21 protein-coding genes and 1 pseudogene are annotated in these 21,596 nt (G+C 66.4%); 9 read left to right on the top strand and 13 right to left on the bottom strand.

Features of this window, described 5'->3' with window-relative positions; genetic code table 11:
- Positions 1-31: 31 nt before the first annotated feature.
- From I6N89_RS16480 to I6N89_RS16470, 3 genes are read left to right on the top strand one after another with little or no spacing between them, the layout of a single operon-like run.
- The gene (locus I6N89_RS16480; protein ID WP_207019515.1) at positions 32-613 is read left to right on the top strand and encodes a TRAP transporter small permease; all 582 of its coding nucleotides are present in this window, start codon (positions 32-34) and stop codon (positions 611-613) included.
- Positions 610-1,881: a TRAP transporter large permease gene (locus I6N89_RS16475; protein ID WP_207019514.1), complete on the top strand. Its 1,272-nt coding sequence runs from the start codon at positions 610-612 to the stop codon at positions 1,879-1,881. Before I6N89_RS16480 ends, I6N89_RS16475 begins: the two co-directional genes overlap by 4 nt.
- Before the next feature lie 7 nt (positions 1,882-1,888).
- Entirely contained in the window at positions 1,889-2,614 is a 726-nt protein-coding gene (locus I6N89_RS16470; protein WP_207019513.1) for an NAD(P)H-dependent oxidoreductase, read from the top strand.
- Between the two features lie 37 nt (positions 2,615-2,651).
- Here I6N89_RS16470 and I6N89_RS16465 read toward each other — a convergent pair whose 3' ends face one another.
- From I6N89_RS16465 to I6N89_RS16450, 4 genes are all read right to left on the bottom strand, one after another.
- Complete coding sequence (locus I6N89_RS16465) at positions 2,652-3,422, bottom strand: HpcH/HpaI aldolase family protein (protein ID WP_207019512.1); 771 nt, start codon at positions 3,420-3,422, stop codon at positions 2,652-2,654.
- Between the two features lie 11 nt (positions 3,423-3,433).
- The gene (hpaH, locus tag I6N89_RS16460) at positions 3,434-4,237 is read right to left on the bottom strand and encodes a 2-oxo-hept-4-ene-1,7-dioate hydratase (RefSeq protein WP_207019511.1); all 804 of its coding nucleotides are present in this window, start codon (positions 4,235-4,237) and stop codon (positions 3,434-3,436) included.
- Positions 4,231-5,703, bottom strand: coding sequence for an NAD-dependent succinate-semialdehyde dehydrogenase (locus tag I6N89_RS16455; RefSeq protein WP_207019510.1), 1,473 nt, complete (start codon positions 5,701-5,703; stop codon positions 4,231-4,233). Before I6N89_RS16455 ends, hpaH begins: the two co-directional genes overlap by 7 nt.
- 67 nt (positions 5,704-5,770) lie before the next feature.
- The gene (locus tag I6N89_RS16450) at positions 5,771-6,886 is read right to left on the bottom strand and encodes a hypothetical protein (protein WP_207019509.1); all 1,116 of its coding nucleotides are present in this window, start codon (positions 6,884-6,886) and stop codon (positions 5,771-5,773) included.
- A 152-nt stretch (positions 6,887-7,038) separates the two neighbouring features.
- On the opposite strand from I6N89_RS16450, the gene I6N89_RS16445 reads away from it, so the two are divergent.
- Positions 7,039-7,626: a TetR/AcrR family transcriptional regulator gene (locus tag I6N89_RS16445; RefSeq protein WP_207019508.1), complete on the top strand. Its 588-nt coding sequence runs from the start codon at positions 7,039-7,041 to the stop codon at positions 7,624-7,626.
- Here the strand turns inward: I6N89_RS16445 and I6N89_RS16440 are convergent.
- The 6 genes from I6N89_RS16440 to I6N89_RS16415 form a co-directional block, all read right to left on the bottom strand.
- Positions 7,601-8,893: a TRAP transporter large permease subunit gene (locus I6N89_RS16440; RefSeq protein WP_207019507.1), complete on the bottom strand. Its 1,293-nt coding sequence runs from the start codon at positions 8,891-8,893 to the stop codon at positions 7,601-7,603. The genes I6N89_RS16445 and I6N89_RS16440 overlap by 26 nt on opposite strands.
- A gap of 4 nt (positions 8,894-8,897) precedes the next feature.
- On the bottom strand, positions 8,898-9,413 hold the full coding sequence (locus I6N89_RS16435; protein ID WP_207019506.1) for a TRAP transporter small permease: 516 nt from the start codon (positions 9,411-9,413) through the stop codon (positions 8,898-8,900).
- A 61-nt stretch (positions 9,414-9,474) separates the two neighbouring features.
- Positions 9,475-10,446, bottom strand: coding sequence for a TRAP transporter substrate-binding protein (locus tag I6N89_RS16430; RefSeq protein WP_207019505.1), 972 nt, complete (start codon positions 10,444-10,446; stop codon positions 9,475-9,477).
- Between the two features lie 27 nt (positions 10,447-10,473).
- On the bottom strand, positions 10,474-10,887 hold the full coding sequence (locus I6N89_RS16425) for a nuclear transport factor 2 family protein (RefSeq protein WP_207019504.1): 414 nt from the start codon (positions 10,885-10,887) through the stop codon (positions 10,474-10,476).
- Positions 10,884-11,909, bottom strand: coding sequence for an ornithine cyclodeaminase family protein (locus I6N89_RS16420; protein WP_207019503.1), 1,026 nt, complete (start codon positions 11,907-11,909; stop codon positions 10,884-10,886). The genes I6N89_RS16425 and I6N89_RS16420 overlap by 4 nt, the downstream gene beginning before the upstream one ends.
- Before the next feature lie 28 nt (positions 11,910-11,937).
- A complete protein-coding gene (locus I6N89_RS16415) occupies positions 11,938-12,756 on the bottom strand; it encodes a fumarylacetoacetate hydrolase family protein (protein WP_207019502.1) in 819 nt (272 codons plus the stop codon).
- 105 nt (positions 12,757-12,861) lie between these two features.
- Between I6N89_RS16415 and I6N89_RS16410 the strand changes: the two genes are divergently transcribed.
- Entirely contained in the window at positions 12,862-13,806 is a 945-nt protein-coding gene (locus I6N89_RS16410; RefSeq protein WP_207019501.1) for a LysR family transcriptional regulator, read from the top strand.
- 110 nt (positions 13,807-13,916) lie between these two features.
- On the opposite strand, the pseudogene I6N89_RS25515 reads toward I6N89_RS16410, so the two are convergent.
- The 3 genes and pseudogenes from I6N89_RS25515 to I6N89_RS16400 form a co-directional block, all read right to left on the bottom strand.
- Positions 13,917-14,096, bottom strand: a pseudogene (locus tag I6N89_RS25515) (hypothetical protein); the annotation flags it as partial.
- A 156-nt stretch (positions 14,097-14,252) separates the two neighbouring features.
- Positions 14,253-15,077, bottom strand: coding sequence for a sulfite exporter TauE/SafE family protein (locus I6N89_RS16405; RefSeq protein WP_207019500.1), 825 nt, complete (start codon positions 15,075-15,077; stop codon positions 14,253-14,255).
- A 36-nt stretch (positions 15,078-15,113) separates the two neighbouring features.
- Positions 15,114-15,755: a GntR family transcriptional regulator gene (locus tag I6N89_RS16400; protein ID WP_207019499.1), complete on the bottom strand. Its 642-nt coding sequence runs from the start codon at positions 15,753-15,755 to the stop codon at positions 15,114-15,116.
- A 177-nt stretch (positions 15,756-15,932) separates the two neighbouring features.
- Between I6N89_RS16400 and I6N89_RS16395 the strand changes: the two genes are divergently transcribed.
- From I6N89_RS16395 to mdoH, 4 genes are all read left to right on the top strand, one after another.
- Positions 15,933-17,522 carry a gamma-glutamyltransferase family protein gene (locus I6N89_RS16395; protein ID WP_207019498.1) on the top strand — a complete coding sequence of 530 codons (1,590 nt, stop codon included), beginning with the start codon at positions 15,933-15,935 and terminating at the stop codon, positions 17,520-17,522.
- Between the two features lie 438 nt (positions 17,523-17,960).
- Positions 17,961-19,574 (top strand): glucan biosynthesis protein, encoded by a 1,614-nt coding sequence (locus tag I6N89_RS16390; protein WP_236016677.1) that lies wholly within the window; start codon positions 17,961-17,963, stop codon positions 19,572-19,574.
- A complete protein-coding gene (locus tag I6N89_RS16385) occupies positions 19,574-19,780 on the top strand; it encodes a hypothetical protein (RefSeq protein ID WP_207019497.1) in 207 nt (68 codons plus the stop codon). The genes I6N89_RS16390 and I6N89_RS16385 overlap by 1 nt, the downstream gene beginning before the upstream one ends.
- Positions 19,781-19,783: 3 nt before the next feature.
- Positions 19,784-21,586: a glucans biosynthesis glucosyltransferase MdoH gene (gene mdoH / locus I6N89_RS16380; protein ID WP_207019496.1), complete on the top strand. Its 1,803-nt coding sequence runs from the start codon at positions 19,784-19,786 to the stop codon at positions 21,584-21,586.
- The last annotated feature ends 10 nt before the right edge of the window (positions 21,587-21,596 follow it).

Here is a 21,596-nt window from a genome sequence, read left to right as displayed (position 1 = left end):
GCGGGACACCACCACCGGAAGGATGAAACCGATGCAGGACAGGACCGGGCCACTCGCCCGTTTCGTCGCGGGCTACGTATGGCTCGTGCGCAGTCTCGCGGGGCTCAGCATGCTGCTGATCGTGGCGATCATGCTGACACAGGTGTTCTGGCGCTATGTGCTGGGGGGCAGCCTGATCTGGGCCGAGGAGCTTTGCCGCTATCTGCTGATCTGGCAGACCTTCCTGGTGCTGGGCCTTGCCTTCAGCAAGGGCGAGTTCGTCGCGCTCGATTTCGTACCCTCGCTGCTGAGCCCGCGCCTGCGCTGGCTGCTGCGCGCGGTCATGGCTGTGCCCATCGTGACCTTTCTGGTGATCATGGCATGGTATGGCTGGGATTTCGCCTCGCGCTTCGACCGCCAGACCATCCCGGCGCTGGATTTCATCTGGACCGCCATCGCGGGCGAGGCGCTGGGGCTCTCGATCCGCTGGGTCTATGTCAGCGTGACGGTCGGGCTCGCCCTGCTGGCGCTGCATGTCCTGGGCGAGCTGGCGGTGAGCTTCCGCCGCCAGGTCCTCGACAATACCGACGACACGGCGCCTGACGCCGACAACACATCGGCGGACCCCTCATGAGCAGCTTTTTCCTCATTTTCGCGGGCTTTCTCGCCACCGGCGTGCCCATTGCGCTGGCACTCGGCATCGCGGGCACCGCCTATCTCTACCTTTCCGGCAACGGCATGATGGCGCTGATGCTGCCGCAGCGGATGATCGCGGGGGTCGACCAGTTCGTCCTGCTGACCATCCCGCTCTTCCTGCTGGCGGGCGCGCTGATGAATGTGGGCGGCGTCACGACGCGCATCGTCACCTTCGCCCGCGCCATGGTCGGGCACCGGCGGGGCGGCATGTCCTCGGTCTCGATCCTGTCCTCGGGGTTCTTCGCGGGCATCTCGGGCAGCGCCACAGCCGAGGCCTCGGCGCTCGGGTCGATCCTGATCCCGTCGATGTCGAAACAGGGCATGCCGCCCGCCTATGCGGCAGCCCTGATCGCCGTCAGCTCGGTGATGGGGCCGATCATCCCGCCCTCGATCACCATGATCATCTACGGCGTGCTTTCGGGCGCCTCGATCGGGCAGCTTTTCCTTGCGGGCATCATGCCGGGCATTGGCATCGCCGCCGGGCTGCTGACCTATGCGAGCTGGCGCGCCAGGCGCGACGGTTTCCCGATCACGCCCAAGATGACCGGGCGCGAACGGCTCGCCGCCACCCGTCGCACCCTGCCCGCGCTGATCCTGCCGCTGATCATCCTGGTGGGCATCAAGGCGGGGATCTTCACCCCCACCGAAGCCGCCGCCGTGGCGGTGGGCTATGCGCTGATCATCGGCTTCGTCTATCGCGACCTCACCGTGCAACGGGTCTGGGAGGCGCTGATCGCCACTGCGCTGGTCTCGACCTCGATCCTCTTCATCACCTCGATGGCCAGCATCGTCTCTTTCGTCTTCACGCTGGAACAGGTGCCGCAGCTCATCGCCGACGCGATGCTGTCGCTCACTGACAACCCGTGGATGATCCTGCTGCTGCTCAATATCTTCCTGCTGATCCTCGGCATGTTCCTCGAACCGATCTCGATCCTCATCCTGACGATGCCGATTCTGCTAAAGTTCCAGGCGCTGATCGGCATGGACCCGGTGCAGTTCGGCACGGTGGTGGTGCTGAACGTGGTGATCGGCATGGCGACCCCGCCGGTGGGCATCCTGCTGTTCATCGCCTCGGCCATCTCGGGCGAGCCGGTGAGCCGGGTGATCCGCGAGGCGCTGCCGCTGGTGGGAATCTGCCTGCTGGTCCTCGCGGTGATCGCGCTGGTGCCACAGGTGTCGCTGTTCTTCCCGCATTTCCTGAACTGAGGCCAGAATGACCGCACGCAACATCCTCATCGTCGTGGCGCATCCCGACCCGGCCTCCTTCAACCACGCGCTGGCGGAGGGCGCGGCCAGAGCGCTGCGGCAGGCCGGGCACAGGGTCACGGTGTCCGATCTCGCCGCCGAAGGGTTCCGCGCCGATGTCGGCCCGCATGACGTGACCGAGCGCGCGGACCCGTCGCGGTTCCATGTGCAGGCCGAGCAGGCCCACGCCATACGCAACGATGCCTTCGCGGCGGACATCCGTCGCGAACAGGCCCGGGTCGCCGGGGCCGACAACATCATCCTGCAATTCCCGATCTGGTGGGGCGGCCCGCCGGCGCTGATGAAGGGCTGGATCGACCGGGTGCTGAGCTACGGCTTTGCCTATGTCGATGGCAGACGTTTCGACACCGGGGTCTTCAGGGGCCGCCGGGCGATGATCAGCGTCACCACCGGCGGCACACCGGAGCGTTTTTCCGACGAGGGCGTCTATGGCCCTATCGAGCCGCTGCTCATGCCGATGCAGCGTCTGGCTCTGGAATATATGGGATTCGAGGTGGCGCCGCTTCAGGTCGCCTATGGCGTGCCGCGCACCACACCGGAGGCGCGGGCCGAACGCATAGAGGCACTCTCCGGTGCCGCGCTCGACATGGCCGCCCTTCCGGTGGAGCGAACGGATGCATGGCGCACCGCGCTCGATGAGGTGCCCGAGGGCGCCTGGGCGCGCAAGTCCTGAACCATACGCCAGCGGTCGGGCAGCCGGCGCGAGGCCGTCAAGACGGGGCGAAACTCTGGCGCAGCGAGACGAGTCCAGCGCGCAGAACCGAGACATCGTTGCCGACCGCAACAAAGACCAGTCCCGCGTCGAGATAGGATTGCGCAAGCGCGGTGTCGGAGGTCAGCGCCCCCACAGGCAGCCCCGCATCGGCAATCGTCTTTGCGGCCGCCAGCATCGCCTCCTGCACCGGCGTGGCGACAGGCTGGCCGAGATAGCCCATATCGGCGGCCAGATCGGCGGTGCCGATGAACACCCCGTCGACGCCGTCCACGGCGCAGATCTCCTCTAGCGCCTCAAGCCCCTTCACCGTCTCGACCTGCACCAGCAGGCAGGCCCGCTCGTTCGCCGTCTTCAGATAGGTCTTGTCGGCGCCAAAACCCGAGCCCCGCGCCAGCGAAGAGCCCACGCCACGCCGCCCCTGCGGCGGGTAGCACATCGCCTCGGCGAGCGCGCGCGCCTGATCGGCGCTTTCCACCATTGGCGCCAGAACGGTGCGGCAACCTGCATCCGTCACCTGCTTGAGAAACCCCAGATCATCCACCGGGATGCGCACCACCGGCTCGCCGCCGCAGCCCTTGAGCGCCTGAAGCTGCGCCACCACGGTGGTGATCGTGTTGGGGGAGTGCTCGCAGTCGATGACATACCAGTCGTATCCGCAGCCTCCACACAGCTCGGCGGTATAACCCGACGCCAGCGCCAGCCAGAGCCCGACCTGCGGGCGGCGCGCCTTGATCGCCTGTTTGAAGGCGTTCTCGTGATCGTCCATGTCTTGCGCTCCTAGTCGAAATGGCACTGCAAGGTGCCGAGCGGGCCGTAATCGGCGGTGATCGTGGTGCCGGCGGCGGTCTCGATGGGCCGGATGAACGAGCCCGACAGAACGACCTCGCCCGGGCGTATGCTCTGCCCCAGCCCGGCCAGCCGCCGCACCAGCCAGGCCACGCCCTGCGCCGGATTGCCCAGCACACCGGCCCCCAGCCCGGTTTCCTCTACCACAGCGTCGCGGCTGACCACAGCCCCCGCGCGGCGCAGGTCGATGGCCTCGGGCCGCGCGGCGGTGCCGCCCAGCAGATAGCCGGCATTCGCCGCATTGTCGGAAATCGTGTCGAAGACGGTGCGGGTCTTGCCCGTCTCGCGGCACACCCGCTCGATGCGGGTATCGAGGATCTCCAGCGCCGGCACCACATATTCGGTGGCGCGCAGCACGTCGAGAAAGGTGGTCTCCGGCGATGACAATTCGCTATGCAGCACAAAGGCCAGCTCGGCCTCGATCCTCGGCTGGATAAACCGGCCCTTTGGAATGTGCGCGCCGTCCTCGAAACACATCGTGTCGAAGAGCACGCCGGAGTCGGGTGTCTCTATATTCAGCGCCGCCTGCATGGCGCGCGAGGTCAGACCGATCTTCCACCCGGTCTGGCGCTCTCCCGCCGCCTCTTTCAGACGCAGGAATTCCGACTGCACGCGATAGCTGTCATCGATGGTCATCTCCGGATGGCGAGTGGTGAGATGTCCGATCTGGCTGCACTCGGCCTCGGCCTGATAAAGCGCGGCGCCGGCGGCGCGGATATCGTCGTCGCTCAGCATGGCGCAGCCTCCAGCCCGCCGAGGCAGACATATTTGGTTTCGAGATAATCCTCGATCCCTTCGCGCCCGCCCTCGCGCCCGAGCCCCGACATCTTCACCCCGCCAAAGGGGGCCTCCGCCGCCGAGATCAGCCCGGTATTGACGCCCACCATGCCGAACTCCAGCGCCTCCATGGCGCCGAGGATGCGGGCCATGTCCCGGCTGAACACATAAGAGGCCAGACCGAACGGCGTGTCATTCGCCAGCCGTATCGCTTCGTCGAAACTGTCGAAGCGCAGCAGCGGCGCGACCGGGCCGAAGGTCTCTTCGCGAAACACCGCCATCTCGGGCGTGACACCGGAGAGCAGCGCGGGGGTGACGAAATGCGCACCGAGCTCAGAGGCCCGCGTACCGCCGGTCTCAAGCCGCGCGCCCAGCGAGACCGCATCGTCCACATGTTCAAGCACCTTGCGCACGGCAGCCATGTCGATCATCGGGCCGATCTCGGCGCCGGGCTCTGCACCATCGCCCAGCTTCAGCGCCTTGACCCGCGTGGTGAGCCGGTCGCGAAAGGCGTCGTAGATGCCCGATTGCACAAAGATCCGGTTGGCGCAGACGCAGGTCTGCCCGCCATTGCGGAACTTGGCCTGCATGGTGCCTTCGACCGCCGCGTCGAGATCGCAATCGTCGAACACGATCACCGGCGCGTTGCCGCCAAGTTCGAGACTGAGCTTCTTGATGCCGGGCGCCGATTGCGCATAGAGCGCGCTGCCCACCTCGGTCGAGCCGGTGAAGCTCAGCTTGCGGATCTCGGGGGCCGCGGTCAGCGCGCCGCCGATCTCGCGCGCGGGCCCGGTGAGCACGCTCAGCAGGCCGGACGGCAGACCGGCGCGCTCGGCGAGAAGCGCCAGGGCGATGGCGGTAAAGGGCGTCTGCGAGGCCGGTTTCAGCAGCACCGCGCAGCCGCTGGCAAGGGCCGGGGCCAGCTTGCGGGTGACCATGGCGCAGGGGAAGTTCCACGGCGTGATCGCCGCGACCACGCCGATGGGCTGTTTCAGCGTCATCATGCGCTTGCCGGGTTCGAGCGGCGCCAGCATCTCGCCGCCGACGCGGCGGGCCTCCTCGGCGTACCACTCGATATAGCTCGCGCCATAGTCGATCTCGCCCGCCGCCTCGGCAAGCGGTTTGCCCTGCTCGGCGGTCAGGATCGCGGCGAGCTCATCGCGATGGGCAAGCACCTCGGCGTGCCAGGCTTTGAGTACGGCGGCGCGGACGCGGGCACCGCGCGCGGCCCAGTCCTTCTGCGCCTCGGTGGCGCGGGCGATGGCCTCGGCCACCTCCGCCGCGCCAAGGCTGGGCACGCGCCCGATCATCACGCCGGTGGCCGGGTTGTGCACCGCAATGCCGTCTTCGCCGCTGGCCTGCCAGCGCCCGCCGACCAGCGCCGCCTCGCGCAGCAGCGCGGGCGTTGTCGTCTCTGATGTCATCAGTGAAATCACTCCGGATTGGCACGCGCCGCACGGTCCCTTGCCGCACGGCGCGCCACAGGGCCTGTCACTTGCCGGCTTCGCGCGGCGAGACATAGCCCTTCTGGCCCTCTTCATTGCCCAGCGAGATCACCGGATCCTTGGGGTTTTCCTGCCAGAGCAGCGACCCCATGGAGATTTGCAGCGGATGGTCCTGCACGGTCAGCACGGTCCAGCCGTCCTCGCCGACATAATGCGCATGCTCCGCCCAGCTCGGCGCCGAGAACAGCAGATCGCCCGCCTTCCAGTCGATGCGCTTGCCGTCCACAACGCTGTAGCCATGGCCCGAGCGGTGATAGTTGATCGAGGCCGACATGTGGAAGTGACCGCGCTCGCCGGAATAGGGCGGCGTGCCGGGGGCGGTGCCGGTATAGGTGGCGAAATGCACCGGCGTGGTGCCCTGCCGCCGCTCGGTCGCGGGGTTGTACATCAGCCATATTTCGCGCTTGTTCGGGTCTTCGTTGTCGCCCCGGTGCAGCGGCATGAACGGCGCCATGTCCTTCCAGCTCCAGTGACGCGGCGGGTTCGGCACCGGCTCGATATCGGTCAGGTGCTCGTAGCTGCGCAGCTCGGTGCCGGTGGTCGGCATCTCGTGGATCGGGCCGGTGGAGCGGGTGTATTTGTCGTCGGCATTGGGAGCCGTCTCGGCCACCGGGACCGTCTTGGGATAGGCGATGCCGCTTTCCGCCCAATACGATCCGATCCGCCGCAGGATGGCAGCGTTGGAATAGCTGAGCCAGGCCCAGATCTCCTGCGTGTCGTTGCGGTAGTAATAGGGTTTCATCGTCGGCACGGTCCAGACGTCGGCATGCTCGACATTGAATTCCTCGCCCGCCGCAAAGACGCTACCACTGCCCAGGATGCAGGTTTCCAGCAGCGAGTAATTGCCACGCCGCACCAGCGTTTCCTCGCCGGGTTTCAGCACGTTGAGCGTGACCTCGGTCACCGGGGTGAAGCTCGGCAGCGCCTCGGTGGCGCGCGGGTGCATGATGCTGGAGGCGCGCAGGCGCGAGGCCGGCATATCGCCTTCTGAAAGCCGGGCAATCTCTGCGTCGATCTCCTCCTTGGGGACCAGATAGGGCTCCCAGGCGACGCGCTCGACGGGCGCGGCGGTCGAGGGTGTTCCGAAATTCGTATGCTTCATCTCTTTTCCTCCTCCGGGGCGAGACAGGCTCGCTGAATCATGTGTAGTCATGTGACTACATTTGGAATGTAGCCATGCGACTACACCGAGTCTATAAGAAATTTCGGCAGCTCCCGGATTTCTTCCGGATGCCCGGATGACGAGAGGACAGCATGACCACGACCCCCAAACCCCGCGGCAAGGAGGCGACCATCGAGGCTCTGCTGACGGCGGCGGATGCGCTTTTTGGCGAGAAAGGCCCCAGTGCTGTCTCGGTGCGCGAAATCGCGGCGCGGGCCAATGTGAACCAGGCGCTGGTCCACCGGCATTTCGGCTCGAAAGAGGCGCTGCTCGACGCGATCATCGAAAAGCACATGCTGGCGAGCAAGGCGGCGCTTGGCGAGGGGGCGAGCCCGGAAGAAGCGCTGCGCAACCTGCTGCGCTATCTGTCGGCGCAGCCCGCCTTTACCCGCACCTTCGCGCATCTGCTGCTGGAGCAGCGCCCGCTCGACCAGTTCGTCCGCCAGACCGGCGGCACCTCCGTTCTGGCCGGGATCCTGCGCAAGGCGGGGGTGGAGGCTGAAGACGCGCGGACCGAAGCGGCGATGATCATGGCCTTCGGCTTTGGCTGGGCAATGTTCCGCGACCTGACTGCCTATGCCGCCGCGAGCGAAACCGCGCCCGGCGCGCTGGATGAGGCGGCGATTTCGACGATCACCGGCCTCATGATGCGGTTCATAGAAAGCTCGGAAGCCACGTAACGATGGGTGGGAATGCGTAGATCAGAAAGATCAGCGCCACCATGATCGCCACCACCGGCAGCACCGACATATAGATATCGGTCAGCGAGGCCTTGGGTCCGAGCGCAGCGCGCAACGCAAAGAGCGCATAGCCGAAGGGCGGGGTGATGGCACCGATGGACAGGTTCAGCAGGAGCGCCGTCCAGAACACCACCGGGTCGAACCCGTGCGCCTGGATGATCGGCAGATAGATCGGCACCAGGATCAGTAGCAGCGCGATCTGGTCGAGGAACATGCACAGCACGAAGGGCAGCAGCATCAGCAGCGCGAAGAGCGCAAGGTCCGACACGTCGAGCCCGTTGACGAAATCAACCGCGTCGCGGGCAAAGCCGGAGAAGGCCAGCAGCTGGGTAAAGATCGTGGAGGTCGCCATGATCACCAGCAGCATCGCCGAGAGGATCACCGCGCCCTCGATGCTGTCCTTGAAGAGCCGCAAGGACAGCTTGCCAAAGATCGCCGCCACGATCACCGCGCCGAACACGCCCGTGGCGGCGGCCTCGGTCGGTGTGGCGATGCCCAGCAGGATCAGTCCCAACACCAGGAACACCACGATGGAGAAGGGCAGCAGCCGCGCCAAGGCGCGAAGCTTCTCCGCACCATCGGCGCCGGTATCGACGGTTGCGCGCGCGCGTCCGCTGCGGCGCCAGACGGCCACCTGGATATAGACAAAGAACATCATCCCCGCGATCACACCGGGCACCACACCCGCCGCCATCAACTGCGAGATCGAGCTGCCCGAAAGCATGCCGATGATCACGATCAGGATGCTGGGCGGTATGATCGGGGCGAGGCATGCGCCCCCCAGCGCCATGCCCGACATCAGCCGCGTGTCGGCGCCCCGGTCGAGCGCGGCGGGCAGCAGCGTCCGGCCCAGCAGCGCCGCCACCGCGATGGCCGAACCCGAGAGCGCGCCCAGCAGCACCGAGACCGCGACCACCACCACATATTCCCGTCCGGGCAGCTTGCCGATCAGCGTATCGACCGAGTCGAACAGGATCTCGATGGTGCCCGAGCGGAACAGCAGCTCGCCCAGCAGGATGAAGAGCGGCACCATGATCAGCTCGGAGGTGGTCATGGTGTTGAGGATGCTGCCGGGAAACAGCGTCAGCCCGCCCGCGCCCATCAGGTAGATGGCGGCACCGATATTGAACGCGAAAAAGGCGACAAAGATCGGCAGGCCGAGCAGGAAGATCGCAAGCAGCAGGGAGAGACCAATCAGGGCGGTCATGGTGTCAGACGTCTTTCTGCGGATGTTGCAGGGGGGCCGCCGGGCGCTCGGGCGCGACGGCCTGCACAAGAAATATGAGCGCGCTCAGGGCAAAGCCCGCGAACATGGCGGCAAAGAACCACCAGCGTGGCAGCGGAAAGCCGGCCGCCGTGCCGGCACCGGTCTTCCAGGCCTGAAGCGTGGCGTCCAAGAGGATCTTGCACAGCAACGCCAGCGTGATGGCGGAAGCAAAAGCCAGCAGCCGGTGCAGCAGGCGCCGCGACTGGGTGCCGGGCAGCAGATCGACCAGAATGTCGATGGAGACGTGGCCGCCGCGCAGGGTCAGCACCGGGATCGCAAGCAGCACCATCAGGCACATGAGATAGCCGATCACATCGGGCCCCCATGCCAGCGGCTGCGAGAAGCCGTAGCGCGCAATGGTGCCGCCGAAGACGATCAGCGTGGCCGCCGCCATGGTCAGCGAGGCCAGCAGCAGCAGACCCTGCGACAGACGCTCCAGTATCGCGTGCAAACGGTGCATCGCATCCCCTCCCCTGATGGTATCGCGGCGCGGCGGTGTATGGCCGCGCCGCGTCTTCAGCCTAGCGCAGCAGCCCTGCCTCGGTGACCGCCTGCTCAAGCCGGTCGGCAAAGGCGCCACTGCGGCTGTGCGCGAAGGTCCAGCTCGCCTCGCGCAGCGCCGCCAGATACTTGTCCAGCATCGCGTCCGAGAGCGGCTGCTCCTCGACGCCGCGCTCTTCCAGCCGCGCCATTTCCTCGGCGTTCAGCTCATCGTAGACACCGTCGATCTCGTCTTCGAGCATTTTGCCCGCCTCGAGCAGCGCCTGCTGATCGGCCTCGGAGAGCCCTTGCCAGAACCCGTCCTGCATCAGCACCACATGCGGCAGTGCATAGGGCAGATCGCCCAGATAGTAGGAGGTCACCTCGGCAAAACCGAACCCCGCCGCTCCGGCGATGGGGAACAGCGCGCCGTCGATGATCCCGCGTTCGAGCGAGGACAGCATTTCCGCCGGCGGCAGCACGACCCCGACGCCGCCAAGCGACTCGATGATCGGATGCACCGAGGGCAGCCCGCGGATCGAGCGCCCGGCGATATCGCCGTCTTCGCTCAGCGGATCGGTCAGAAAGATGGTCAGCCCGTGCGCTGTGGGAATGGCCAGCGTCTTGAGCCCGATGCTGCGATAGTTCTCGTCCACGATGTCCCAGGCGCCGCTGCTGCGCAGCTTTTCGGCGTCGGGCACGGTGCTTTCCAGCCCGGCCAGCAGGGTGGATTCACCGGTGTGGAAGTTCGGATAGGTGCAGAGCACCTGGAACACGCCGTTGCGCACCGGGTCGACCTGCTCAAGCGGCGGCACCGTCTCGGGGCCGAACATCTGGAAACTGATCTCGCCGCCCGAAGCTTCGGTGGCCAGCTCGGCGAACCGGTCGCAAATGGCGCCCGAGCCGGGATAGCGGTCGTCCCAGGTCTTGAGCATGCGGATGTCGGTGGCCTGCGCAGCGGATGCCAGCGACAACGCCGCCGCGAGCCCGAAAGAAATGGTCTTGAGTAGCATGGGTCCCCTCCCTGTTAGCGGTGTCTATCAGAACTCCGGCACCGCACGCTTATAAATCAGATACCAGCCGCCCTCCTCGCGGCGATAGCGGTCCACGCCCGACAGGATCTTGGACGGAACCAGAGGTCTCGGCACGCCCGCCGGCACCTCCGGCGGGGCGGCGAGAAACAGAAGATCATAGCTGACCACAATCTCGCTGTCCGAAATCGGCTCGGCAACGGCGTTGCCGACCAGATGCCGGGCGAGGATGGAGCGCGGGCGCGCCTCCATCACCTTGCGCATCGCGTCATGGCCGACCTGCGGTTCGCCAGCACGGATCCACTGGCAATCCTCGGCGGCCAGCGCCAGCGCGGCGTCGATCTCGTGCCGGTCGAGCGCGCGATAGAAACGCCGCGCGAGGCGTTCGCAGACCGACAGGTCTTCGTTGGAGACGGCGCTCATTGTCCCGCCCCCCCGGCCTGCGCAGCACTCAGCGCGTCCCAGCTCATGCCGCCGCTTTTCTCGCTGCCAAGCGGCGCGCCGACCCCGAGCTCGCGGGCGCGACCGAGGGCCGCCACCGCGACCGCCAGATCCGACAGCCCCATGCCCATCGCCTTGAAACAGGTGGTCTGGCCGGGCGTGTAGCGGAACCCGCCCGAGGCGAGCAGCCCGCCCACCGTGGGCAGCGCCTGCCATTTCGCGTCGTCCTCGCCGAAATGGTCGCGCAGCTCGGCGGAGGACAGCCGCGCATTGTCGATATTGTCGACCACGAAACGGTCGAAAACCGTCATCGCATCCGGCGTCAGCTCGGCATTGGCGGGCAGGATGGCGCCCACAGCGTTCACATGCGTGCCCGGCGCGATCATCTCCGCCGTCACGAAGGGCTCGCTGGCGCGGGTCACAAGCGTCAGGATCGGTGCCGCCTTCACGGCGCTTTCCAGCGTCGGCTCGGCGACGATCTCAGCATCGAATTTCGCGCGCAGCGTCTCGCAGAACGCCTGTTTGCTCTCTTCGGTGCGGCTGAACACATGGATCCTGCGCAGCGGACGCACCGTCGCGACCGAGGCCACCTGCCCGAGCGCCTGACGGCCCGCGCCGATCACCGAGAGGCTGTCGGCGCCGGGATCGGCCATCAGCCCGGTGGCAAGCCCGGAAATCCCCGCCGTGCGCAGCGCGCCCAGCGTGCCCGCCTGCATCATCGCCAGCACCTGCCCCTTGCGGGTGTCGAAGAGCACATAGACCGCCTGCGCCCCCTCCGGCGTGTTCACCCAGGACTTGATCCCGCCCACGCCGCGCTCGGGATCGACCGAGCCCAGGTTGTGCATGGACGAGCGCGGCGGCCAGGTCGCCAGCACCTTGCTGAGATTGCGCGCGCCGCCCGTCACTTCACGCGGCAGCAGGTCGCGCAGCGCCTCGATGCCGGTATTGATCGAGACCAGTTCGGCGATATCCGCCTCGGTCAGCCAGATCGCTTGATCGCTCATACTCCACCCTCTTTCCGTAATTCGTGTGTCACTGTTCCGCCTGGACGGCGTTGCGCAGGGAGCCGATGCCGGAGATCCGCAGCTCCACCTGATCGCCGGGTTTGAGCCAGTTGGGTTCCGCCTCGCCGGAGGCGACGCCGGCAGGCGTGCCGAGCGCGATCATGTCGCCGGGCCGCAGCTCCATGAAATTGCTGATGTAGGAGACGCAATAATCCGGCGAAAAAATGAGGTCGCCGCCGGACCCGTGCTGCCGCCGCACCCCGTTGACGAAGGTTTCCAGCGCGATCTCGGCCAGCGGCGGCATCTCGTCTGTCGTGGAGATCCACGGGCCGATGGCGCCGGAACGATCGAAATTCTTGCCCGGCGTCGCCTGCCGGCTGTGTTTCTGCCAGTCGCGCACGCTGTTATCGGCAAGACAGGTATAGCCCAGGATATGCTTTGCCGCGTCCGCCTCGGCGATATGCCGCCCGGCGCGCCCGATCACCACGGTCAGCTCGACCTCATAGTCGAACTGGGCGCTGATCGAGGGCGCGATGATCGCCTCGTCCGGCGCCGAAAAGGACGACCGGAAACGCGGGAAGATCGACGGCAGCTCGGGCACAGCCATGCCCGCCTCTTTCGCATGATCATAGAAGTTCAGACCGACGCAGAGCACCCGCGCACCGGGCATAAGCGGCGCCGCCAGCGAGGCGTCCTGCACAGGGATCTCTGCAACCGGCAGAGGCGTTTCGCCATCCGCCAGCCTGGCCAGTGTCATATCCTCGGATAGCACGGAAACCGTCCCGCCAGTCGTGTCGACCAGCCCCAGTTTCCCGGCATGGGACCCGCCCAGCAGCGCGATTTTCATGGCACCCTCCCTCGTCTCCGGACAAATTGACAGCTCAGAGCAAATTCATTTAGAGGGAATAGTCAGAAAATATTATTCTCTAATTACGAAAAGTAGGATGACGCCATGCGCGGACGGCGACGCACCGATAGCGACGGTCATACAAGGCTCCCGATCCTCGCGGATTTCGCGGCGGTCGAAACCTTCGTCGCCATCATGGAGACGCGCAGCATCTCGAAGGCGGCGCAGCGACTGAACACTGTGCCTTCGGCGGTCAGCCAGCGCCTGTCCAATCTCGAAACCCTGTCGGAGACCCGGCTTTTCAACCGCACCACGCGGATCGTGGCGCCGACCGATGCCGCCCGGGCGCTCTATGGGCATTGCAAGAAAATCATCGCCTGTATTGATGTCGCCGAGCAGGAGCTCTGGGGCGATGCCGCGCTGCTTTACGGTGACCTGCGCGTGGCAGCACCCGTTTATTTCGGCATGGACACGATTGCGCCGATCCTGCCGGAATTCGCCCGGCTCTATCCCGACCTTCTGGTCTCGCTGCAACTCTCGGCGCGGGCCAGCGATCTGATCGCCGAAGGGCTGGATCTGGCGATCCGGTTTCAGCCGTCGCTCGACCCTGGGAACGGCGAGCGCCTGCTGCTGGAAAACGACCGGGTGTTTTGCGCGGCACCCGACTACCTTGCCCGCCGTGGCGCACCGCGCCGTCCCCAGGATCTGAAAGACCACGATTGCATCTGCACGCTGCCCTCGGCACCGCTTGTGACCTGGGAATATCGCGGCCGGGACGGCATCGACCGGGTCGAGGTCACGCCGGTGCTTCAGTCCGACAACCCGCTCGTACTGATCGAAGCGGCGCGTCAGGGGCTCGGGATCGCGCTGCTGGGGCGCCGCGCAATCGCGGAATGGCTGGCGCGCGGAGAGCTCGTCACCCTCCTTGACGATGTCGCGCTTCAATCGAACTATCTCGTAGCGAAAGCGCCCGACTCTCGCTACATGCCACACCGCGCCAAGGTGTTCGTCGATTTCCTGATGTCCCATATCGGCGATGGCACAGCCTGACGGTTCGGTCAGCGGGCGCTCAGCCGCCCCGCCCCGCGAAGAACGCGTCTTCTTTCTTCTCCAGGTGACTGGCCTATTTCACCACCTTGGTGTTGGCGCATGACGCTCAGGCCCGTCTTGCGATCTTCCAACGTCTCGCACTTTCGCCACTTCGCGACGGTCTTTGGGTTGATCCCGAGTTCCCGGCCCAGCGCCGCGGTCGAAGCTTGCGATCGCTTTATTGCTGCTCGGATGGCCTGCGTGGTCGTAGCGCTGCCGTGACGCACCTGTTCCGTTGGGCTTCCTTCCATTCCAATGAAAGCACCGCACCAGCAAACCTCGGGATCAAACACCTACGCATGCCTCGGCGATACGCTCATCGGGCTTCCGCGCAAATCCGTCGAGCGGCGCGCATAGGCCGTGCTCTCCACCTCGGCTCCCAGCGGTTGCCTCCGACCGCCCTAAGCTCAGCCCATCAGCGCCTTGCGCAACATGTTGAGCGCCACGAGGATCAGGAAAGCACCGAACAGGCGCTTCAGCGGCGCGGGGTTCATCGCATGGGCGATCTTCACACCGAGCGGCGCGGTGAGCAGCGTCATCGCGATCACCACCAGAAATCCCGGCACGTTCACCGCGCCCAACGTATAGGGCGGCCGCGAACCGGGCTCGATGGTCAGCAACAGGAAACCCGCCGCAGAGGGCACGGCAATCAGCACGCCGAACCCCGCCGCCGTTGCGACCGCGCGGTGAATCGGCACGTTATGCAGACTCATCAGCGGCACGCCGAAGCTGCCGCCGCCGATGCCCATCAGCACGGAAAGAAAACCGACGACCGGCGAATAAAGATACTGTTTGCCGCCGCTCGGCATCGCCTCGGCGATGCGCCAGCTGCTCCGCCCGAGCAACATATATAGACCGATGATCAGCCCCAGGCAGCCGAAGATCGCCTGAAGGCTGGTCGAGCGCAGCGCGGATGCGGCCAGCACACCGACGATTGCTCCGATGACGATGCCCGGCGCCCAGCCGCGCAGGATCTCCCAGTCTACCGCGCCCTTGCGGTTGTGGCTGACGACCGAGCGGATGGAGGTCACGATGATCGTCGCAAGCGACGTGGCAAGGCAGACCTGCATGGTCTGAACCCCGTCATAGCCGAGCATCTGGAAGGTGAAGAAGAAGGCCGGCACCAGCACGATACCGCCGCCGACACCGAGCAGACCGGCGAGCACACCGGCCACACCCCCGATCACGATCAGAAAGGCCAGAAGTTCGAGGGTGAGTGTCAGGTCGGGCATAGGGTTGGCTCCGGTTGGATATGGGCGGCGGCGGGATCAGCCAGGGCGCCGGGAGAGGATCTGGGCGAGCACCTGATAGGAGGCCGCCACATGTCCGCGCATCAGCCGCCGGGTGGTCTCGGCATCCTGGGCGCGGATGCCCTCGGCCAGGGCGCGGTGTTCGGCACGGGAACTGGCAAGGCGGGAATGCTCCTCGCGGAAATTCGCGGCTCGCCATGCACGCGTGCGCAGGTTCAGGTCGTCGAGCGTCGCCGCGAGAACGGCGTTGCGCGCGCCGGCCTTGATCGCATCGTGAAACCGCGCGTTGAGCGTGCTGTAGCGCTCCGGATCGTCGCAGCCGTCGCCCTCGTCGCAGAGTGCCAGCAGGCCCTGGCGCTCGATCTCGGTCATACGATGCGCCGCGAGCGCCGCAAGCGCGCTTTCCAGCTCACCCGCCGCTTCGAACAGTTCCGCCAGATCGCCGGGCGCCATGCGCCGGACAACGAAGGCGCGACGGGCACCACGCTCGGCCAGCGCCGCCTGTTCGAGCCGGTGCAGCGCCTCGCGCACCGGGGTGCGCGACACGCCGAAGCGCGCCGCCAGCGGCTGCTCGGCAAGCTGCGCCCCGGGCGCGATCTGCCCCGAGACGATCTCTGCCACAAGCAGGTCATAGATGTGTTCCGCCGTCCGGATCGACACGAGCGCCCCCGCAAATATGTACTCATTATCATTGCATATGTATACATATTTGTCCATAATGGAATCGGCCAGTGCGCTGGCATTAGCGCCTAAACGTTTATGGGCGCAGAGCATCCGAACACCGCCAAGGGCTCACACCACTCACGGACCCCAAGGCCGCACTGACAGGACGACCGCATGTTCGACTTCTTTTCCGCCCGCCGCCCCAGCACACTGGCCTCTCAGGCGATGATCGCCACCTCGCACCCGCTGTCCACGGCGGCAGGTCTCGATATCCTGTCCACAGGAGGCAATGCGGTGGATGCCGCCATTGCCGCCGTGGCGGTACAATGCGTGGCCGATCCGCTGATGACCGGCATTGGCGGCGACTGCTTCGCGCTCTACGCCCCCAAGGGCGGCAAGGTGCAGGCGCTGAACGGCTCGGGCCGCGCCCCCGCTGCCGCCACCGTCGAGGCCCTGAAAACCGCCGGCCTCACCGATGAAATCCCCCAGACCAGCCCCCACGCGGTCACCATCCCCGGTGCGATTTCCGCCTGGTGCCGGCTGCACGCGGATCATGGCTCCCTGCCGCTCGACCGGCTCTTTGCACGCGCGATCCACTATGCCGAGAACGGTTTCCCAGTGACCCCGCGCGTCGCAACGGACTGGGCCGAAGCCGCCGCGCTGGTGGGCAAGGACGAACACGCCGCCAGGCTGTTCCTACCCGGTGGCGCGGCCCCCAAAGTCGGGGATATCCGTAGCCAGCCACTGGTCGGAGCGCGCCTGCGCGAGATCGCCGCAAAGGGTGCGGCAGGCTTCTACGAAGGCGAGACGGCGGCGAAGATGGCGGCGCATCTGAAATCGCTGGGCGGGCTGCACACCGAAGAGGATTTCCACGAGGCGAAGGATCAGGCCCATTGGGTCGACCCGATCTCCACCGCCTATGGCGGGCACGACGTGATGGAATGCCCGCCCAACGGACAGGGGCTCGCGGCGTTGCTGATGCTGCGCATCCTGTCGAAATTCGACATGGGCGAAGGGCTGTCCGAGGCCGACCGCATCCACCTGCATGCCGAGGCGGCGAAGCTCGCCTATCACCACCGCGACGCGCTGATCGCCGACCCCGCCGCCTGCCCCGGCGTGACCGAGACGCTGCTCTCGGATGCCGTGGTCGACACGCTCGCCGGGCGCATCGACATGGCCCGCGCCGGCACGCCCGCGCTCTGGGACGAGCCCGAGCACAAGGATACGATCTATCTCTGCGTGGTGGACCGCGACGGCAATGCGCTGAGCTTCATCAATTCGATCTTCCACGGTTTCGGCTCCACCCGGCTCGATCCGCAGACCGGCGTGCTGTTCCACTCGCGCGGCGCAAGCTTCCGGCTGATCGAGGGTCACCCCAACGCCATCGGCCCGAAAAAACGCCCGATGCACACGATCATTCCAGGCATGCTCTGCAAGGACGGCGCGGCGGTCATGCCCTTTGGCGTCATGGGCGGGCAATATCAGGCGGCGGGGCATGCGGCCTTCCTCTCCGGCCTGCTGGATCGCGGCATGGACCTTCAGGCGGCCATGGACGCTCCGCGCAGCTTTGCCCATGACGGCGTGCTGGAGATCGAGCCCGGTGTCTCCGAGGCGGCGCGCGCCGAGCTGACCGCGCGCGGTCACAATCTGGAGGTGCAGACCAGCCCCATCGGCGGCAGCCAGGCAATCCGCATCTGCCCGGAAACCGGCCTGCTCACCGGCGGCAGCGACACCCGCAAGGACGGCATGGCGCTGGGATTCTGAGCCCCGCACCCAGACAAAACCAGGCGCGGCGCCGGAGGCCATCCGGCGCCGCGCTGCGTTTACGGCCCCGCTGCGGCGCGGCAGTCGCATTCTGCCAGAAATCGTCGCGACCGTGCTCGACTCGCGCAAGAAACGCTTGCGACTCATTTCGGAGTAGAGACATATTCCGCCGCGATGAGCGGAATTTAGCCGCTTTTCACTCCTAACAACGCATCGTTCAGCTCAACTCTGCCGTGCATTTTCGGCGGCATCCCGCCATCCAGGCCGGATACATTGGCAGGTTTGCGCTCCTCAGGCGGGAAATCGCTGCATGCTGCGCGCGCAGTATCTTTATTTATGTTGTAAATTCAGAAAGATAACGCCAAACCGGCACATCGGCATGCCCGCCCTTGATGTCTTCGAAAACGAACACATCATTGGTTTCGCTCTGAGATACGGATGACATTCTGGATGAAATCACACCGCTCCGCCCTTACGCGCCGCGCTCTGCTTGGCACGCTCTCTTCGAACGCGCTCCTGATCTGTGCCGCCAGCCGCGGCTGGGCCCAGTCTGCGACCGGCGAAGAAGCCGCGCCGCCACCGCAACCCACGCCGTTCAGCTTCGAGGCGCTGGTCGAAGAGATGCGCGCCGCCACCGCCAATCCCTACACGCCCTTCCGCATCGAGGAAGGGTTTCTGAACGAGCTGACCTATGACGACTATCGCCTGATCCGCTTCGATCCGGATCGCGCGCGGTTCTCCGATATCGACAATACCCGGTTCGAGTTGCAGGCCTTTCACATGGGCTGGCTCTTCAAGGAGCCGGTGCAGCTCTTCGAGGTGCGCGACGGGCAGGCGATGCCGATGGGCTTCGACACCGACGATTTCATCTATGAGCGCGAGGCGCGCGAGCGCGTGCCCGAGCATACCCCGCTGCCCGGGGTCGCCGGTTTCCGCCTGCATGCGCCGCTGAACCGCCCCGACATCATGGACGAACTGGTGGCCTTCCAGGGCGCCTCCTATTTCCGGGCTCTGGGGCGCGGCTCGGCCTACGGGCTGTCGGCGCGCGGGCTGGCGGTGAATACCGGCCTCAAGGTGGCCGAGGAATTCCCCCGCTTTACCCGCTTCTGGATCGAGCGCCCGGCCTCCGGCGCTGACAGGATCCGCGTCTGGGCAGCGATGGAGAGCCCCTCGCTGACCGGCGCCTACGAGTTCCTGATCGACCCCGGCAAAGACACGCAGATGGAGATCACCGCGCGGCTGTTCTTCCGGCAGGACGTAGAGCAGCTCGGCGTCGCGCCGCTGACCTCGATGTTCCTCTATGGCGACCGCAACCGCGCGCGGTTCGACGATTTCCGACCCGCCGTGCATGACAGCGACGGGCTTGGCATCATCCGCGCCGATGGCGACCGGATCTGGCGCTCGCTGGCCAACCCGCCGCGCCTCGCGTCGAGCTATTTGCAGGAAGAGAACCCGCGCGCCTTCGGGCTATATCAGCGCAATCGAGACTTCGCCCATTACGAGGACGCAGCCGCGATCTACGAGCGCCGCCCCTCCTGCGTGGTCGAGCCGATCGGCGACTGGGGGAAGGGCGCGCTGCGGCTGGTCGAGATTCCCTCGGATCTCGAGGTAAACGACAATATCGTCGCCTTCTGGATACCCCAGACGCCGGCCCGCGAGGGCGAGGAAATGACCCTGCGCTACAAGCTGCACTGGGGAGACATGCCGCCCGAAGAGGATGGCGATCTCGCCTATGTCAAAGCCTCGCGCGCGGGCGTCGGCGGGGTCTCGGGCGTGGAGAACGAGGACGGATCTCGCAAGTTCGTGATCGACTTCGCCGGCGGCCCTCTGGAACATCTTCCGGCCAGCGCGGTTGAAGACCTGTCTGTGGTGACAACCGCGGCACGCGGCAACATCACGACGCAAGTCCTTCACTACGTTCCGGAGAGCAAGGTCTGGCGCCTGATCCTGGATGTCGTCGCAGAAGCGGAAATTGTCGAGCTATCCGCCCATGTGGCGGGCTACGGACAGAAACTGACGGAAACCTGGCTCTTTCAATGGGTGAATGCATGATGAGCACGACCGACGTCCCCGCGGTTGACCAGCCGCAAGCCGAACCTGCCAAGATGACCGCCGCCGAACTGGCGGCGGGCGCCTGCGCCCTGCCCGCCGCCCCGATGGCGATGCCGTCGCAGGTGATCGAACCGGAGCGCGGCGTCCGCCATGGCATCGCGGCCCTCATGCGCCGCGCGCTGCCGTCGCAGAACGTGCCGACCTAAACGATGACCGGCCTCGTCAGCTCCCGCCCCGTGCTCTACGCGCTGCGCCTTGTGATGGTGTCGCTCTGCCTGCTGGCTGGGCTCGGCGCCTTCGTGCTCTTCCTGCAATTCGGCGAGGCGGACGGGCTGACCACGCTCGACGTGCTGCGCGCGGTACTGATTCTGATCTCGACGCTCTGGCTGGCCTGGGGCTCGGTGCAGGCACTGACCGGGCTGACCACCCGCCCTCGCGCACCCGACTACGACCGCGACGCGCCGATCCGGGGCCGGACCTGCATCCTGATGCCGGTCTATAACGAGGATCCGCTCGAAACCTTCGCCCGCGTTGCCGCCATCGAAGCCTCGCTGCGCGCCACCGGCGACCCGGCACAGATCCATTTCGCCATTCTCTCCGACACCCGCGACGAGGATGTCGCCGCCCGCGAGGTCGAGGTGTTCGAGAAACTCGTTTCCGAATGCGACGGCATGGGCCGGTTCTTCTACCGCCGGCGCGAGGACAATGTCGGGCGCAAGGCGGGCAATATCGAGGATTTCATCGCCCGCTCCGGCGCCGCCTACGATTACGCGGTGATCCTGGACGCGGATTCGCTGATGGAAGGCGAGACCATCCTCCAGATGATCCGCCGGATGGAGGCCGAGCCGGCACTCGGCCTGCTCCAGACCCTGCCGCAGATCATCCGCGCGCAATCGCGCTTTGGCCGGGCAATGCAGTTCTCCGCCGCGTTCTTTTCGCCGGTTTTCGCGCGCGGCCTTGCCATGGCGCAGGGTGAGACCGGGCCGTTCTGGGGCCATAACGCCATCATCCGCGTGCGCGCATTCGCGCAATCCTGCGGCCTGCCGGCGCTGCGCGGCACCCCGCCCTTCGGCGGCCATGTGCTGAGCCACGATTATGTCGAGGCGGCGCTGCTGGCGCGTCAGGGCTGGGTGGTGCGGCTCGACGACGATCTCGGCGGTTCCTATGAGGAAGGTCCGGAAAACATCGTCGATCACGCCAAGCGCGATCGCCGCTGGTGTCAGGGCAACCTGCAACATATGCGCATCATCGGCGCGCCGGGGCTGAAGCCGTGGTCGCGCTTCGTCTTTGCCCAGGGCATCATGGCCTATGTGGCGCCGCTCTTCTGGCTGGGCTTCATCGTCGCCTCCATCGCCTCGCCGCTGTTTACCCCGATGCCCGATTACTTCCCCACGCCGGGCTGGCCCTTCCCGCATTTCCCGCCCTCGGCGGCGGCCAAGGCCATCGGTCTGGCCATCGGCATCTTCGGCCTGCTGCTGCTGCCGAAACTGCTCATCGCGCTGCGCGCCGCGCTCAGCGAGCGGGCGGAGGCGTTCGGCGGGCCGTCGCGCGTGCTCCTGTCGACGCTGGCCGAGCTGCTGCTGTCGTCGCTGACCGCGCCGGTTCTGCTCCTGTTCACCACCCGCTCGGTGCTTCAGGTCTTTGGCCGCAGCGATGGCGGCTGGCCGCAGAACAACCGTGGCGACGGCACGCTGAGCTGGCCGGTCGCGCTGGCCGCCTCGTGGTGGATCATGCTCATCGGCCTCGCCGGCATGGCCTCGTCCTGGATCTTTGCCCCGGCGCTGTTCCTCTGGCTGCTACCGGTGGGCGCGCCGATGATCGCCGCGCCGCTGCTGCTGCGCTGGACCTCGCTGCCCTCCCAGTCGCCGCTGATGACCGTACCGACCGAGCTGCGCCCGGCACCGGTGATGCAGATCCACGACCGCATCGTGACGCGCTGGGGGATGACGCCCAAGGGCGTGTCGGCATCGGCCGCCGCCGTGCCGCCGATGCAGCAAGGCGCGCGCGCATGAGACGCGCCGC

Origin of the sequence: Salipiger abyssi (assembly GCF_017311415.1) — a bacterium.
GTDB lineage: Bacteria > Pseudomonadota > Alphaproteobacteria > Rhodobacterales > Rhodobacteraceae > Salipiger > Salipiger abyssi_A.
Note: the sequence above shows the minus strand (reverse complement) of the source record. Positions and strands in the feature narration are given on the sequence as shown.

What these genes read in the sequence shown, in the direction of transcription:
- I6N89_RS16480 (WP_207019515.1), top strand. Translation starts at nt 32, where the DNA reads ATGCAGGACAGGACCGGGCCACTCGCCCGTTTCGTCGCGGGCTACGTA.
- I6N89_RS16475 (WP_207019514.1), top strand. Translation starts at nt 610, where the DNA reads ATGAGCAGCTTTTTCCTCATTTTCGCGGGCTTTCTCGCCACCGGCGTG.
- I6N89_RS16470 (WP_207019513.1), top strand. Translation starts at nt 1,889, where the DNA reads ATGACCGCACGCAACATCCTCATCGTCGTGGCGCATCCCGACCCGGCC.
- I6N89_RS16465 (WP_207019512.1), bottom strand. Translation starts at nt 3,422, where the DNA reads ATGGACGATCACGAGAACGCCTTCAAACAGGCGATCAAGGCGCGCCGC.
- hpaH (WP_207019511.1), bottom strand. Translation starts at nt 4,237, where the DNA reads ATGCTGAGCGACGACGATATCCGCGCCGCCGGCGCCGCGCTTTATCAG.
- I6N89_RS16455 (WP_207019510.1), bottom strand. Translation starts at nt 5,703, where the DNA reads ATGACATCAGAGACGACAACGCCCGCGCTGCTGCGCGAGGCGGCGCTG.
- I6N89_RS16450 (WP_207019509.1), bottom strand. Translation starts at nt 6,886, where the DNA reads ATGAAGCATACGAATTTCGGAACACCCTCGACCGCCGCGCCCGTCGAG.
- I6N89_RS16445 (WP_207019508.1), top strand. Translation starts at nt 7,039, where the DNA reads ATGACCACGACCCCCAAACCCCGCGGCAAGGAGGCGACCATCGAGGCT.
- I6N89_RS16440 (WP_207019507.1), bottom strand. Translation starts at nt 8,893, where the DNA reads ATGACCGCCCTGATTGGTCTCTCCCTGCTGCTTGCGATCTTCCTGCTC.
- I6N89_RS16435 (WP_207019506.1), bottom strand. Translation starts at nt 9,413, where the DNA reads ATGCACCGTTTGCACGCGATACTGGAGCGTCTGTCGCAGGGTCTGCTG.
- I6N89_RS16430 (WP_207019505.1), bottom strand. Translation starts at nt 10,446, where the DNA reads ATGCTACTCAAGACCATTTCTTTCGGGCTCGCGGCGGCGTTGTCGCTG.
- I6N89_RS16425 (WP_207019504.1), bottom strand. Translation starts at nt 10,887, where the DNA reads ATGAGCGCCGTCTCCAACGAAGACCTGTCGGTCTGCGAACGCCTCGCG.
- I6N89_RS16420 (WP_207019503.1), bottom strand. Translation starts at nt 11,909, where the DNA reads ATGAGCGATCAAGCGATCTGGCTGACCGAGGCGGATATCGCCGAACTG.
- I6N89_RS16415 (WP_207019502.1), bottom strand. Translation starts at nt 12,756, where the DNA reads ATGAAAATCGCGCTGCTGGGCGGGTCCCATGCCGGGAAACTGGGGCTG.
- I6N89_RS16410 (WP_207019501.1), top strand. Translation starts at nt 12,862, where the DNA reads ATGCGCGGACGGCGACGCACCGATAGCGACGGTCATACAAGGCTCCCG.
- I6N89_RS16405 (WP_207019500.1), bottom strand. Translation starts at nt 15,077, where the DNA reads ATGCCCGACCTGACACTCACCCTCGAACTTCTGGCCTTTCTGATCGTG.
- I6N89_RS16395 (WP_207019498.1), top strand. Translation starts at nt 15,933, where the DNA reads ATGTTCGACTTCTTTTCCGCCCGCCGCCCCAGCACACTGGCCTCTCAG.
- I6N89_RS16390 (WP_236016677.1), top strand. Translation starts at nt 17,961, where the DNA reads ATGACATTCTGGATGAAATCACACCGCTCCGCCCTTACGCGCCGCGCT.
- I6N89_RS16385 (WP_207019497.1), top strand. Translation starts at nt 19,574, where the DNA reads ATGAGCACGACCGACGTCCCCGCGGTTGACCAGCCGCAAGCCGAACCT.
- mdoH (WP_207019496.1), top strand. Translation starts at nt 19,784, where the DNA reads ATGACCGGCCTCGTCAGCTCCCGCCCCGTGCTCTACGCGCTGCGCCTT.